Annotated in this window: 12 protein-coding genes; 6 read left to right on the top strand and 6 right to left on the bottom strand. The window is 52.2% G+C overall.

Translation table 11 applies throughout. The annotated features are described in order from the left end of the window. Positions 1 to 237: 237 nt before the first annotated feature. The 3 genes from ABK821_RS23710 to ABK821_RS23720 form a co-directional block, all read right to left on the bottom strand. Positions 238 to 1341, bottom strand: a complete 1104-nt coding sequence (locus ABK821_RS23710; protein WP_138362853.1) for a glycerol dehydrogenase — start codon at positions 1339 to 1341, stop codon at positions 238 to 240. Between the two features lie 55 nt (positions 1342 to 1396). Next, positions 1397 to 2059 (bottom strand): fructose-6-phosphate aldolase, encoded by a 663-nt coding sequence (fsa, locus tag ABK821_RS23715; protein ID WP_138362854.1) that lies wholly within the window; start codon positions 2057 to 2059, stop codon positions 1397 to 1399. A 203-nt stretch (positions 2060 to 2262) separates the two neighbouring features. Continuing rightward, positions 2263 to 3126, bottom strand: coding sequence for a helix-turn-helix transcriptional regulator (locus ABK821_RS23720; protein WP_138362855.1), 864 nt, complete (start codon positions 3124 to 3126; stop codon positions 2263 to 2265). A 149-nt stretch (positions 3127 to 3275) separates the two neighbouring features. Between ABK821_RS23720 and zinT the strand changes: the two genes are divergently transcribed. Next, the gene (zinT, locus tag ABK821_RS23725; protein ID WP_138362856.1) at positions 3276 to 3926 is read left to right on the top strand and encodes a metal-binding protein ZinT; all 651 of its coding nucleotides are present in this window, start codon (positions 3276 to 3278) and stop codon (positions 3924 to 3926) included. A gap of 56 nt (positions 3927 to 3982) precedes the next feature. Here zinT and ppc read toward each other — a convergent pair whose 3' ends face one another. Together ppc and argE are read right to left on the bottom strand one after the other, a co-directional pair. After that, positions 3983 to 6628 (bottom strand): phosphoenolpyruvate carboxylase, encoded by a 2646-nt coding sequence (ppc, locus tag ABK821_RS23730; RefSeq protein WP_138362857.1) that lies wholly within the window; start codon positions 6626 to 6628, stop codon positions 3983 to 3985. Between the two features lie 255 nt (positions 6629 to 6883). Beyond that, positions 6884 to 8035 (bottom strand): acetylornithine deacetylase, encoded by a 1152-nt coding sequence (gene argE, locus ABK821_RS23735; RefSeq protein WP_343179053.1) that lies wholly within the window; start codon positions 8033 to 8035, stop codon positions 6884 to 6886. Between the two features lie 188 nt (positions 8036 to 8223). Between argE and argC the strand changes: the two genes are divergently transcribed. From argC to argH, 3 genes are all read left to right on the top strand, one after another. Beyond that, positions 8224 to 9228, top strand: a complete 1005-nt coding sequence (gene argC / locus ABK821_RS23740) for an N-acetyl-gamma-glutamyl-phosphate reductase (protein WP_343179055.1) — start codon at positions 8224 to 8226, stop codon at positions 9226 to 9228. 6 nt (positions 9229 to 9234) lie between these two features. Next, positions 9235 to 10011 (top strand): acetylglutamate kinase, encoded by a 777-nt coding sequence (gene argB / locus ABK821_RS23745; protein WP_343179057.1) that lies wholly within the window; start codon positions 9235 to 9237, stop codon positions 10009 to 10011. A gap of 77 nt (positions 10012 to 10088) precedes the next feature. Next, the gene (gene argH, locus ABK821_RS23750) at positions 10089 to 11462 is read left to right on the top strand and encodes an argininosuccinate lyase (RefSeq protein ID WP_343179059.1); all 1374 of its coding nucleotides are present in this window, start codon (positions 10089 to 10091) and stop codon (positions 11460 to 11462) included. 64 nt (positions 11463 to 11526) lie between these two features. Here the strand turns inward: argH and araD are convergent, their stop codons facing one another. Next, positions 11527 to 12219 (bottom strand): L-ribulose-5-phosphate 4-epimerase, encoded by a 693-nt coding sequence (gene araD / locus ABK821_RS23755; RefSeq protein WP_343179060.1) that lies wholly within the window; start codon positions 12217 to 12219, stop codon positions 11527 to 11529. 444 nt (positions 12220 to 12663) lie between these two features. Between araD and ABK821_RS23760 the strand changes: the two genes are divergently transcribed. Both ABK821_RS23760 and ABK821_RS23765 read left to right on the top strand, forming a co-directional pair. Beyond that, entirely contained in the window at positions 12664 to 13476 is an 813-nt protein-coding gene (locus tag ABK821_RS23760; RefSeq protein ID WP_343179061.1) for a DeoR/GlpR family DNA-binding transcription regulator, read from the top strand. A 142-nt stretch (positions 13477 to 13618) separates the two neighbouring features. Continuing rightward, positions 13619 to 14623: a substrate-binding domain-containing protein gene (locus tag ABK821_RS23765; protein ID WP_343179062.1), complete on the top strand. Its 1005-nt coding sequence runs from the start codon at positions 13619 to 13621 to the stop codon at positions 14621 to 14623. Positions 14624 to 14628 lie beyond the last annotated feature (5 nt).

A 14628-nucleotide genomic window follows, 5' to 3' on the forward strand; every position in this document is an offset into this window, starting at 1 on the left:
AGCGCCATGCCGGGGGTGCAGGGGGACGGGCGAAACGTCCCCCTGCCCGTTCACACGCTGTGGATATAACGAATATCCGCGTATTTATCGTGAACGGAACAGACCACGGAATCTGAATGGGCGAAAATGAAAAATGCGCCATATTCGCCATAACCACCGATTAGCGGAGCTGCTTACCCGCCATAACACCGGATGCATCTCCCTCAATTGACCAGCATTAGGGCATATGTGCCGGGTTCACTCCCACTCTTGCAGGAAGCGTTGACCGTACTGGTCGGCGACCAGTAATGCCGCATAGACCTGATCCGGTGTCGCGCCGCCGGGCATATTGTGGATCGTTTCGCCTTCAGCGCAGGCGGCTTCCGCCACGGTGCGCATTTTTTGTGGAATGTCCACTTTAATATCCAGTTGCGCCAGGGTGACAGGCAACCCTACGCTATGGCACAGCGCCGCTACGGTTTCGATCTCTTCCACTGGCGCATTTTCCAGCACCAGTTGAGTGAGCGTACCAAAGGCCACTTTTTCACCATGATAGTAGCGGTGTGCATCCGGAATGGCGGTCAGGCCGTTGTGGATAGCGTGCGCCGCCGCCAGGCCGCCGCTTTCAAAACCGACGCCGCTCAGGTAGGTATTGGCTTCAATAATGCGCTCCAGCGCCGGGGTGACAACATGCTGTTCCGCTGCCAGCATCGCTTTTTCGCCTTCTTCAATCAGCGTGTTGTAACACAATTCAGCCAGCGCCAGTGCCGCCTGGGTACACTGACCGCCCGCCATGGTGATCGCGCCGCTTCGTGAGCAGGCACGCGCTTCAAACCAGGTGGCCAGCGCATCGCCGATCCCCGCCGCCAGCAGGCGTGCTGGCGCGCCGGCCACAATTTGCGTATCGACAATCACCCTATTTGGATTGTGCGGCAGCATCAGGTAGCTGTCGAATTCACCGTCATCGGAATAGATAACCGACAGGGCGCTGCACGGCGCATCGGTTGAGGCAATCGTCGGCGCAATGACCACTGGCAGATTCATAAAGTGTGCTAATGCTTTTGCGGTATCCAGCGTTTTACCGCCGCCGATACCCAGTACGGCCGTACAGTGTGCCGAAGCGGCGATCTCGCGTAATCGATTGATTTCATTATGTGAGCACTCGCCGCCGAAGGGAGCGATTTCGGCAATCAGGCCAGCATCTGCCAGACTTTTGCGCAGTGTTTCTTCGGCAAAACCGAGTACGAATTTATCGCCAACGATGAGCCAGCGTTCAGCCAGCGGTTTGAGGTATCCGCCCAGGCGAGTCATTACGCCTGCGCCCTGAATATATTTACCGGGTGATTGAATAATGCGATCCATTTCTATTCCTCCTGGATGACCGGATACCGCCCCTCCGGGCGGCTCACCGATCGGGTTACAGGTTCAGCGTTCCAAAAGCGTTATTCCAGTCCAGCTCAAACTTCTCTATGGCCGACTCTACCGCAGGCGTGCCAAGCATTTGTTGCGCGACATCTAACGGAAGGGTGATTGCTTCACAACCGGCCAGCAGGCAATCCAGAGCCTGGCGGGGGGTTTTGAAGCTGGCGGCCAGAACTCTGCTTTCCGGAGCATGCAGTTCCAGCAGGGATTGCAGCTCCTGTACCATACGGATGCCGTCTCCGCCTTGTGCGTCCACGCGGTTGACGTAAGGCGCGACGTATTTTGCTCCCGCCAGAGCGGCCAGCAGGCCCTGGGAGGCGCTGTATACCGCAGTGCCGAGTGTGGAAATGCCTTCTTTTTTCAACAGTTTGATGGCCGCCAGGCCTTCGGCGGTGACCGGGATTTTTACCACGATACCGGGTATGGCGTTGCTCAGGCGTTTAGCTTCTTCCACCATGCCCTGGGCATCGCGACTCATGGTTTGGGCGAACAAAATACCTTCCGGCCCGACGGCTTTTTGCAGTCGCGGCAGAACATCCCAGATCGGCGTTTTACCGGCGGCGATAATACTGGGGTTGGTTGTCACTCCGGCTAGTGGGTAGATACGTGCCAGACGTTCAACTTCTGCTACGTTTGCGGTGTCCAGATAGAGTTCCATAGTGCTTTCCTCAATGCATAATTCAGAGATGTTGAGGTAAGGATAGGGCTTTCACTTGCCGCGTTGCCAGATGACAAATTTGCCAAAAACTGGATAAATGTACGCATTGTCATTAAGGATGATTTAGATCACGTTTACCGGCTTACCTGGTATTACCCGGATACAGGGTGGCAGAAAAGGCGAAAGGTGGAACTTACAAAAATCTAGTTTTCTGTACTGCGAGGCTTTTCTGTCAACTGGCTGTGATACTGGCGGCGATACTCTGAGGGCGAACGTTCGGTGTTTTTACGAAACAGGCGGCAGAAGTAGTTGCTGTCGGCGAAACCGCAGGCGTGAGCGATATCTTTGATTTTCATATCATGGCCTTTGAGAAGCATTCTGGCCTGTTCAAGACGGATATGATTCAGGTATTCGTTAAAGCCCATTGGCCCGCATTTCTGAAACAGATGCGAAAGGTAGTTTGGCGAGAGATAAAATTTCTGCGCCACGGACTCACGGGTGAGGGCGTCAGCAAAGTGGCTATCGATATATTTCCGGATGGCTTCAAAAAGCGCCTGGCTCCGCGAGGACGTTTGCGCCTGGCTGCCTAACAGATCGGCACAGTGGCTGAGCAGGCTGGTGGCAATGCAGCGTGCCGTACGTTGTTCCTGCGGCTGCATCTGCATTTCATTCAGCGCCTGGAGTAGGAATGAGCCAACTCGCGGTCCTCGACGCGGCACCTGCTGTTTTTCCACGATAGTTAGCATACGCCCGTCCCAGCGTTGCAGCACGAATTCCAGCTGCTGCTTACCGAACAAAAGACTTAAAAGCGTGGCGGGGGCCTGCCATTGCGGGAAATTCCACCCTCCGGCAGGAACGAACAGCGCATCATACTGTGCCAGCAAAGCGGGTTCTGCTTTGATGGCCGGGTCGTTAAGCTGGCCTTCCAGCAGGATTTCGAGTCGGGGAAAATCAACGCTCCGTACCCGATCGGTAATCGGGCGCGTTTGCGTGGAAAAATGGACTAACCGAATAAGTGACGGGGCTTTAATCAAAGAATCAATAATCTGATTGATGTCGCTATCCATTGTTGCTCCGCAAAACGTACCTTGTCCTCATCATAGCGAACATCATGAGGAGGGTAAAAGGCGGATCAGTCGCCGGCTGGGTGTTGCATAATGTGTTTGATATGTTATATCGTAACATATTATTGCAGAAATTGACTCAGGAGAGAGTGATGAACAGAAAGATTTCCGTCCTTGCGTTTGGTATTGGCATGTTACTGGCGGGGAGCCAGGCCTTTGCCCATGGACACCATAGCCACGGGCCTGCATTGACCGAGGCGGAACAGAAAGCGAGCGAAGGGATTTTTGCCGACCAGGATGTGAAAGATCGGGCGTTAAGCGACTGGGATGGCATCTGGCAGTCGATTAACCCCTATCTGCTGAACGGCGATTTAGATCCGGTGCTGGAGCAGAAAGCCAAAAAAGCCGGCGGCAAAAGCGTAGAGGAGTATCGGGAATATTATAAGAAGGGCTATGCCACCGATGTGGATCAGATTGGCATTGAAGATAACGTGATGGAGTTTCATATCGGGAAAACCGTTAATGCCTGCAAATACGCCTATTCCGGCTATAAAATTCTGACCTACGCATCTGGGAAAAAAGGCGTGCGTTATCTGTTCGAATGCCAGCAGGCGGATTCAAAAGCGCCGAAATTTGTTCAGTTTAGCGATCACATTATTGCGCCGCGTAAGTCGCAGCATTTCCATATTTTTATGGGCAATACGTCGCAAGAGGCGCTGCTGAAAGAGATGGATAACTGGCCAACCTATTATCCTTATGCGCTGCATAAAGAGCAGATTGTCGACGAGATGCTGCATCATTAATAAAAATCGCTCCGGTAAACGTGATGCTTACCGGAGCGACGGGTTTTACCCGGTAATTAGCCGGTGTTGCGCATACCGGCCGCCACGCCAGCGATGGTCACCATCAGGGCTTGTTCAACGCGTGGATCGGGTTTCTCGCCTTTCTCTTCCGCCATACGCGAACGATGCAGCAGTTCGGCCTGGAGCACGTTCAGCGGGTCGGTATAGATGTTGCGTAACTGGATAGACTCGGCGATCCACGGCAGGTCGGCCATCAGGTGGGAGTCGTTAGCGATCGCCAGCACGACGTTGATATCCGCGGACAGCAGTTTGCGCAGTTCTTCACCCAGTTTCCACAGTTCTGGTTTCACCAGACGTTGATCGTAATACTCCGCCAGCCACAGGTCGGCTTTGGAAAAGACCATCTCCAGCATGCCGAGGCGTGTGGAGAAGAATGGCCAGTCCCGGCACATGCTTTCCAGTTCGCTCTGCTTACCGTCTTCAACCACTTTTTGCAGTGCGGCGCCAGCGCCTAGCCAGGCCGGCAACATCAGGCGATTCTGTGTCCAGGCAAAGATCCACGGAATCGCGCGCAGTGACTCGACGCCGCCGGTCGGGCGACGTTTTGCCGGACGGGAGCCCAGCGGCAGTTTACCCAGTTCCTGTTCCGGCGTGGCGGAACGGAAGTAAGGGACGAAATCTTTATTTTCACGCACATAGCCGCGGTACATATCACAGGAGACGTTGGACAGTTCAGCCATGATGTCGCGCCATTGTGGTTTGGGCTCCGGCGGCGGCAGGAGGTTGGCTTCCAGAATCGCGCTGGTGTAGAGCGACAGACTACTGATCGTGACTTCCGGCAGACCGTATTTAAAACGGATCATTTCGCCCTGTTCAGTGACGCGCAGGCCGCCCTTCAGGCTTCCTGGCGGCTGGGAAAGCAGCGCCGCATGCGCAGGCGCGCCGCCACGGCCGATTGAACCGCCGCGACCATGGAATAACGTCAGTTCAATACCGGCTTTTGCACAGGTTTTGATTAATGCGTCCTGCGCCTGATACTGCGCCCACGACGCGGCCATGACCCCCGCGTCTTTGGCTGAATCAGAATAGCCAATCATGACCATCTGCTTGCCCTGGATAAAGCCGCGATACCAGTCGATATTCAGCAACTGGCTCATGACATCGTTGGCGTTGTTCAGGTCATCCAGCGTTTCGAACAGCGGTGCGACCGGCAGCGCGAAGCCAATTCCGGCCTCTTTCAGCAACAGATGTACCGCCAGTACGTCAGACGGCGTTTTCGCCATCGAGATAACGTAAGCGGCAATGGAACCGCGCGGCGCTTCGGCGATCACTTTACAGGTCTCAAGCACTTCACGCGTGTCATCGCTCGGCTCCCATTGGCGAGGCAGCAGAGGACGCTTGGAATTCAGTTCGCGGATCAAGAAGGCCTGCTTATCGGCTTCAGACCAGCTTTCATAGTCGCCAATGCCGAGATAGCGGGTCATCTCACCCAGCGCTTCGGTATGACGGGTGCTCTCCTGGCGGATATCAATACGCACCAGCGGTACGCCAAAGGCTTTTACGCGGCGCAGGGTATCCAGCAGTTCGCCGTTGGCGATGATGCCCATGCCACAGGCTTGTAGCGATTGATAGCACGCATAGAGCGGCTCCCACAGCTGTTCGTTTTGCGTGATAAGACCTGCCGGCTTCGGCAGCTTCTGCCCCTTCAGTCGCGCTTCCAGCCAGCTTTGTGTCTCCATCAACTGGGTGCGCAGTTTTTTCATTAAGAAACGATAGGGTTCTTCCTGCGTGCCCGCCAGTTCGCGCAGTTCGTCGGTGCATTCGACCATCGACAGTTCGGAAATCAGTAACTGGACATCTTTCAGGAACAGGTCAGTTGCTTTCCAGCGGCTGAGCAGCAAAACGTGGCGGGTGATATTGGCAGTTACGTTCGGGTTGCCATCGCGGTCACCGCCCATCCAGGAGGTAAAGCGAACCGGAACGAAGTCCACCGGTAACCGATAGTTGAGATTATCTTCCAGCTGTTCGTTTAGCTCACGAAGGTAGCCAGGCACGCCTTCCCACAGGCTGTTTTCAACGACGGCGAAGCCCCATTTGGCTTCATCAACCGGGGTCGGGCGGTTCTTGCGGATTTCATCGGTGTGCCATGACTGGGCAATCAACTGGCGCAGACGGCGCATGATCTGGTGACGTTCATAGTCAGCGATATCGCTGTTATCGAGTTGCTTCAGACAACTGTTGATTTCCCCCATCTTGTGGATCAGCGTGCGACGCGTGATTTCGGTCGGATGGGCGGTCAATACCAGTTCCAGCGACAGGGATTCAACTGCTTGTTTAATTGTCGTTTCGTTGAGATCGGGTTGGTCTTTGAGCTTTCTCAGGGTTCGGGCAATCACTTCCGGGTTACTGGCGGCTTCCCCTTTCGGCGAAATACTGTGGTATTGCTCAGCGGTATTCGCCAGGTTCAGAAACTGGCTAAAGGCGCGCGCCACCGGCAGCAGTTCGTCGTTTGACAAGTTTTGCAGCGTGGTGAGCAGTTCCTTTCGGTTGGCTTCATTGCCTGCGCGAGAAGATTTGGACAACTTACGGATAGTTTCAACACGATCAAGAATGTTTTCTCCCAGCGCATCCTTGATGGTGTCGCCCAGCACCTTACCGAGCATACTGACATTACTTCGCAAAGCGGAATATTGTTCGTTCATGTTAACCCAGACACCCCATCTCATTTTATTTTGTTATATCCGGCGCTCGATAAGTTTGAGCGGTGGATAAGCAACCGTCTTTTATAAAGCCACGTAAAAACCCCTACGTCAATTGTTGCGAAATCGCTTCAGCAAACGAATAAATTGCGACAATTTGCGAAATTTAACTCAGAGGTCGCTTGATAAGTGTTGCTTATGAGTATGTGCCGATTGTCACCCTCCCGATTGAAGGGAAATAATCGGGAGGGGCATGTTTTAGTGCCAGCAAAAATGGTGGATTACCTGAGTGATAAGCTCACGGGTTGGCTTAATAAAGCGCGTTTCCAGGTACTCATCCGGCTGGTGGGCTTGATTGATCGAGCCGGGGCCTAATACCAGCGTCGGGCAGAGAGTCTGAACAAACGGCGCTTCCGTACAGTAGTTCACCACTTCGGTTTGCGCGCCGAGCAGTTTCTCCACCACCTCAATCAGCTTATGGTCCGGCGGGCATTCGTAGCCAGGGATAGGCGGATGCAGTTCGGAAACGGTCAGACGCCCGGGCCAGCGTTCGCTCACCGGAGCCAGCGCTTCGTTCAACAGTCCATTGAGATCGTTAAGGGTCATACCTGGCAGCGGGCGAATATCCATGTGCAATTCGCAGCAGGCGCAAATGCGGTTGGAGGCGTCGCCGCCGTGAATTGCCCCGAGATTGAGCGTGGGGTATGGAATGGTGAAAGCGGCGTGGTGATAACGCGCTTTTAAATCGTCGCGCAACTGCATAATGCGGCCGATGGCGTCATGCATCAGTTCAATGGCGTTAACGCCGCGTGCCGGATCGCTGGAGTGGCCGGATTGCCCCTGGATGCGAATCGCGTTGGACATATGGCCTTTGTGGGCCCGCACGGGCTGCAGCGAAGTCGGCTCACCGATAATGGCGCAGTCCGGTCGTAGTTGCGTGGTTTCAGCGAAATAGCGGGCTCCCGCCATGCTGGTTTCTTCATCGGCCGTTGCCAGAATATAGAGCGGCTTCTTTAGTTTAGTAACGTCAACATCGCGCAGTGCGTCGAGAATAAACGCGAAGAAGCCTTTCATGTCCGCAGTACCCAGACCGTATAGCTTATTGTCATGTTCAGTCAGGGTAAAGGGATCGCGGGTCCAGCGACCGTCATCAAACGGGACGGTATCCGTATGCCCGGTAAGTAACAGACCGCCAGCGCCGTGGCCGGTACTGGCCAACAGATTGAATTTATTCCGCGTGTCCGGCACGGGCTGAACTTCAACGTTAAAACCGATATCGCGGAACCATCCCGCCAGCAAATTGATTAAAGACTCATTGCTTTGGTCCAGCGCCTCTTCGGTTGCGCTGATGGAAGGTGTGGCGATCAACGCGCGATAAATCTCGATAAATGGCGGTAAATTGTTTTTCATTGTTGACACACCTCAGGTCGTGATAGTATCAATATTCATGCATTATTTGTGAATAAAAATACATTATCGTTGAGCGTAAGAAAACCCATCGAATGTAAGGATGATACTTTTACGGCTCAACAGAGTGGGGAAGGCTACGGTCTTCCTGGGCAAATAGACGTAAGCAAGAAAGAAGGTGAAGAGCCCCAATGTTGAACACGCTGATTGTGGGCGCCAGCGGATATGCCGGCGCAGAGCTAGTGGCCTATGTAAATCGCCATCCTCATATGACCATAACCGCTTTAACGGTCTCCGCGCAAAGTAATGATGCCGGAAAATTAGTTTCCGATTTGCATCCGCAGTTGAAAGGTATTGTCGATCTGCCGCTGCAGCCGATGTCCGATATCAGCGAGTTTAGCGCTGGGGTGGATGTGGTTTTCCTCGCCACCGCGCATGAAGTGAGCCATGACCTTGCGCCGCAGTTTCTCGCGGCTGGTTGCGTGGTGTTCGATCTCTCCGGCGCATTCCGCGTGAATGACGGCGCCTTCTACGAAAAATATTACGGTTTTACTCATCAGCATCCTGAACTGCTGGAACAGGCGGTTTACGGCCTGGCCGAGTGGCGCTCTGAGGCGCTGAAAAAGGCGGCATTGATCGCGGTACCCGGCTGTTATCCGACCGCGGCGCAATTGTCGCTGAAACCGTTGATCGATGCAGGCCTTCTGGATCTTAACCAGTGGCCGGTGATCAATGCGACCAGCGGCGTCAGCGGCGCCGGGCGTAAGGCCTCTATCGGTAATAGCTTCTGTGAAGTCAGCCTGCAACCCTATGGCGTTTTCAACCATCGCCATCATCCGGAAATATCCACACACCTCGGCGCAGAGGTGATTTTTACCCCGCATCTGGGTAATTTTAAGCGCGGGATTCTGGAAACCATCACTTGTCGCCTGAAGCCTGGGGTCAGTAACGAGCAGGTCGCAGCAGTGTTCCGGCAGGCTTATGCGGATAAACCACTGGTACGTTTATATGATAAAGGTGTCCCGGCGTTGAAAAATGTCGTGGGTCTGCCATTCTGTGATATTGGTTTTGCGGTCCAGGATGAACATATCATCATCGTGGCGGCGGAAGACAATCTGCTGAAAGGCGCGGCAGCGCAGGCCGTACAGTGCGCAAATATTCGTTTCGGTTTTGCTGAGACGCAGTCTCTTATTTAAGGTGTGATGATGAATCCTTTAATTATCAAACTCGGCGGCGTCCTGCTGGATAGCGAAGAAGCGCTGGAGCGCCTGTTTACGGCACTGGTGAACTATCGTGAAGCGTATCATCGCCCGCTGATTATTGTGCACGGTGGCGGGTGCGTGGTTGATGAATTGATGAAGCAGCTCAATTTGCCGGTACAAAAGAAAAACGGTCTGCGGGTAACGCCGGCGGATCAGATCGACATTATTACCGGTGCGCTGGCGGGAACCGCTAATAAGACGCTGCTGGCGTGGGCGAAAAAACACGGTCTGGCTTCTGTCGGGCTGTTCCTCGGCGATGGCGACAGCGTTAAGGTGACTCAGCTTGATGAAGAACTGGGCCACGTCGGGTTTGCTCAACCGGGCTCCCCGACGTTGATCAATACGCTGCTGGCGGGAGGGTATTTGCCGGTAGTGAGCTCAATTGGCGTGACTGACGACGGTCAGTTGATGAACGTTAACGCTGACCAGGCGGCGACGGCGCTGGCGGCAACGCTCGGTGCAGACCTGATTCTGCTGTCCGATGTCAGCGGTATTCTTGATGGTAAAGGCCAGCGCATTGCTGAAATGACGGCGGAGAAGGCTGAACAGCTGATCGAGCAGGGTATTATCACCGACGGGATGATCGTCAAGGTGAACGCCGCGCTGGATGCGGCTCGTACTTTAGGTCGCCCTGTGGATATCGCTTCCTGGCGTCATGCCGAGCAGCTCCCGGCGTTGTTTAACGGTACGCCAATCGGCACGCGTATTCTGGCATAATTAATTTATCATTTTTGTCGGCCCGGTAAGCGCAGCCCACCGGGCAGTAAAATTCAAAGATATTAAGGAAGCATGTTATGGCACTTTGGGGTGGGCGTTTTACTCAGGCAGCGGATCAGCGGTTCAAACAGTTCAATGACTCTTTGCGCTTTGACTATCGCCTGGCGGAGCAGGATATCGTTGGCTCTGTTGCCTGGTCTAAAGCGCTGGTGACGGTCGGTGTATTAACCGCCGATGAACAGCAGCAACTGGAAGCGGCGCTGAATATTTTACTGGAAGAGGTGCGGGCTAATCCTCAGCAAATCCTCGCAAGCGATGCCGAAGATATTCACAGCTGGGTAGAAGGCAAGCTGATCGATAAAGTCGGCCAGTTGGGGAAAAAGCTGCATACCGGACGTAGCCGTAATGACCAGGTCGCCACTGACCTGAAGCTCTGGTGCAAGGATACGGTTGTGGAGCTGCTGTCGGCGAATCGTCAGTTGCAAAGCGCGCTGGTCGAAACCGCGCAGAATAATCAGGACGCGGTGATGCCGGGTTATACTCACCTGCAGCGCGCGCAGCCGGTGACTTTTGCGCACTGGTGTCTGGCTTATGTTGAAATGCTGGCCCGTGATGAAAGCCGCCTGCTGGACACGCTGAAGCGTCTGGACGTCAGCCCGCTGGGCTGCGGTGCGCTGGCGGGTACGGCCTATGAAATCGATCGTGAGCAGCTTGCAGGCTGGCTGGGATTCTCTTCGGCGACCCGTAACAGCCTGGATAGCGTGTCCGATCGTGACCATGTCGTGGAACTGCTGTCCGATGCCGCCATCGGTATGGTGCACCTGTCGCGTTTTGCGGAAGACCTGATTTTCTTTAATACCGGCGAAGCGAACTTTGTTGAGCTCTCCGATCGCGTAACGTCCGGCTCTTCCTTGATGCCGCAAAAGAAAAACCCGGATGCGTTAGAACTGATCCGCGGCAAATGCGGTCGCGTGCAGGGTGCGCTGACGGGGATGATGATGACCCTCAAAGGGCTGCCGCTGGCTTACAACAAAGATATGCAGGAAGATAAAGAAGGGATGTTTGACGCGCTCGACACCTGGCTCGACTGTCTGCATATGGCGGCGCTGGTGCTGGACGGTATCCAGGTGAAACGTCCGCGTTGTGAAGAAGCGGCGCAGCAGGGTTATGCGAACGCGACCGAGTTGGCGGATTATCTGGTCGCTAAAGGCGTTCCGTTCCGTGAGGCGCACCATATTGTTGGTGAAGCGGTGGTTGAAGCCATCGCCCAGGGTAAGCCGCTGGAAGACCTTTCTCTGGCCGATCTGCAAAAATTTAGCGGCGTTATCGCGGATGACGTCTATCCGATTCTGTCGCTGAAGTCGTGCCTTGATAAGCGTGCCGCCAAAGGCGGCGTTTCGCCGCAGCAGGTTGCGCAGGCGATCAGCTATGCGAAAGCGCGTCTCGCCTGACGGTTATTCGGTTTCATTCAGCGCCTGGCGTTAAGCCGGGCTTTTTTATGCTTTCAGGCTCACTTTATTGGCCGTAATATGCATTCGCGCCATGTTTCCTCAAAAAGTGCTTATCCAGTAGTGTTTGCTGCATAGCGGTGAGCTGTGGTTGTAACTGCTGTGTAAACAAATTCATATAGGCGATCTCCTCCAGTACAACAGCGTTATGCACGGCATTCGCCGGATCGGTTCCCCAGGCAAAAGGACCGTGACTGTTTACTAGTACCGCAGGAATATCGCGGGCAGAGATTCCCCGTTGTTTAAAGGTTTCAATAATGACGTTGCCGGTGTCGTATTCATAGCGTCCGTTGATTTCGTCATCCAGCATGGGGCGCGTACAAGGAATGGCACCATAAAAATAATCTGCGTGCGTGGTCCCCAGCGGCATCAAATCTTTACCCGCCTGCGACCAAATGGTGGCGTGGCGAGAATGGGTATGAACGATACCGCCAATATCAGGAAAGGCCTGGTACAGAGCTAGGTGAGTATCAGTATCAGACGAGGGTTTTTTATTTCCCTCGACTACTCTCCCGCTGTGAATATCAATGATGACCATATCATCCAGGTTCATGTTGTTATATTCGACTCCCGAGGGTTTGATGACCATGAGTCCTTTTTCACGATCGATACCGCTAACATTTCCCCAGGTGAAAGTGACCAGTTTATGAACTGGCAGGGATAAATTAGCATCAAGCACGTTTTGCTTCAGCGTATTCATTTTTTACTCCTGGATTACCGTTTTAATGTTTAAAGAAAGCGGAGATGTGCGCGTTCATTAATTTGTATAGAATGAAGGAATAGTTATTTAAATTACGCCGAATAAATAAGATGTAAAATATAGGCGAATGTCGTAGGGAAGTAATACCGCGTAAACGGTCAAAATCAGAACTATTCGGGCATGAATTGCGCCTGTCTGTATGCCCGTTTATGCCCGATATGGAGTTTTGTTGTGGGATTATTAAAACGGAAAAGGGCTAATATGTGATGAGTATCACTTTATTTTATTGATGGTTGTTTTTATTGCATTATGATTAATGATTTATATCACGCTGCTAGCTGTGTGTCATTCCTGTAAAACGATCTTTGACACGACTCACTTTAATTCACAGCAAAAAGATTAATTATACAGGCATAATGAAATCGGTCATTGTGAGTCGATATTATGCTGCAGGCAGAACGTTATAAAATGATTTGTGCGCAGGTTCAGAAACAAGGAGCGGTACGCGTTACGGAACTGTCACAATTATGTCAGGTATCGCAGGAAACGATTCGCCGGGATCTGACAAGACTGGAAAAAAATAAGAAACTGTCCCGTAGCTTTGGTGGCGCGGTTTCACTGGATATTCCTGAGGTTACGTCGGGAGTTCTTGAAGATAACACCTGTCAGATAAACAGCGTGGATCGAGCGGAATCATTCCGTAAGCGTACCGAAGAACATCCTGATATTAAAGCCAAAATCACTAAGGCAGCGCTACAGTTTATTCATCCCGGAGACTGTATTTTAATGGATAACAGCAGTACCTGTTGGTTCCTGGCACGGCAAATTCCGGATATTGATATTACCGTCGTGACCAACTCACTCCGTATTATCCAGGCTCTTGCTTGCCGCGATAAAGTCCGTATTATTGGCGTTGGCGGAGAGTATTCGGAACGTCATGATGATTTTCATGGCCCGGTTGCGGAAAGTGCTATCAGAAATTTTCAGATTAATAGTTTATTTTTTTCCTGCCAGGGATTGAATCTGGAAAATGGGATCCGCGATGGTAGTGAAATCAATGCCAGGTTGAAACAGGTAATGCTTCAGGTTTCAGCGCAGAAAATATTAATGGTTGACTCCAGTAAATTCGAGCAGTTTGCCTTTAGTAAAATATGTATGCTGGATGAAATTGATATTATGGTCACCGACAGTTCCCCTGATGAGCGTTACCGTAACTTGCATCCACAGTTAAATGTTGTCGAAGTCAATAAGTCATAGATGTAAATAGTTTACTGAGTAGTTGATGTTACTTACCGATTATTTAGCTAATGTCAGAGAAAAGTCAGAATTAATAAAAGGTCAGGCTGATATTTTTATCGGGTTTTCCTGACACATAAAGCTATTTCTTAAGGAAATTACGATGAAAAAATTACTCTTACCCTGCCTGATTACTGCTGTTTTAACGTCTATTTCTGCCCGGGCAGAACAACCCGCCACACCGCAAAAAGCAAACAAACCTTTTACGATGGGAGTCGTGGTCAAGGTTGGGGGCATTCCGTGGTTTAACGTGATGGAACAAGGCATCAAGCAAGAAGGAAAAGCATTGGGCGTTAACGCGTGGCAAGTCGGGCCGACCACTGCAGACCCGGCTGAGCAGGTCCGCGCTATTGAAGATTTAATTGCCAAAAAAGTCGATGTGATTGGCGTTGTGCCAAATGATGCAAAAGTCCTGGAGCCAGTGCTGAAGCGCGCTCAGGAAGCCGGTATTAAAGTCATTACCCATGAGTCGCCGAACCAGGCCAATGCGGACTGGGATTTTGAATTACTGAACACCCAAACCATGGGCGCCAATCATATGAAAGACATGGCTAAATGTATGGGTGAAGAAGGCAAGTACGCCATGTTTGTGGGCAGTCTGACGGTACCGCTGGTGAATGATTGGGCCGATGCCGCTATTGCCTATCAAAAAGAACATTATCCCAAAATGACACTGGTAGAAGATCGCTTTGGCGTGGCGGAATCAGTGGATGATTCGATGCGTACTGCGAATGACCTGATGTCTAAATATAAAGATCTCAAAGGCATCATGTCATTTGGTTCGCAAGGTCCGATTGGTGCTGGCCGTGCCATTGATAAACGCAAGAAAAACGATGCGATTTGCGTATTTGGCACTTTCACGCCAGGTCAGGGAATTAAACTGCTGGAAAAAGGAGCCATTGATGGCGGCTATATTTCTAACCCAATGACGGCAGGCAAAGTCTTTGTCCAGGTTGCAACCGCAATGATGAACGGCGAACCCATTAAAGATGGCGTAACACTCGGTGATATGGGGGAAATTAAAGTTCAGAACAACACTATTCTGAGCGATAACCCTGAAAAACTCGATCTCGAAAATACGCAACGTTTAGTGAAATTAGGTTTGTAATGCCT

Origin of the sequence: Klebsiella sp. KE9456 (assembly GCF_043832615.1) — a bacterium.
GTDB classification, from domain to species: domain Bacteria; phylum Pseudomonadota; class Gammaproteobacteria; order Enterobacterales; family Enterobacteriaceae; genus Klebsiella; species Klebsiella indica.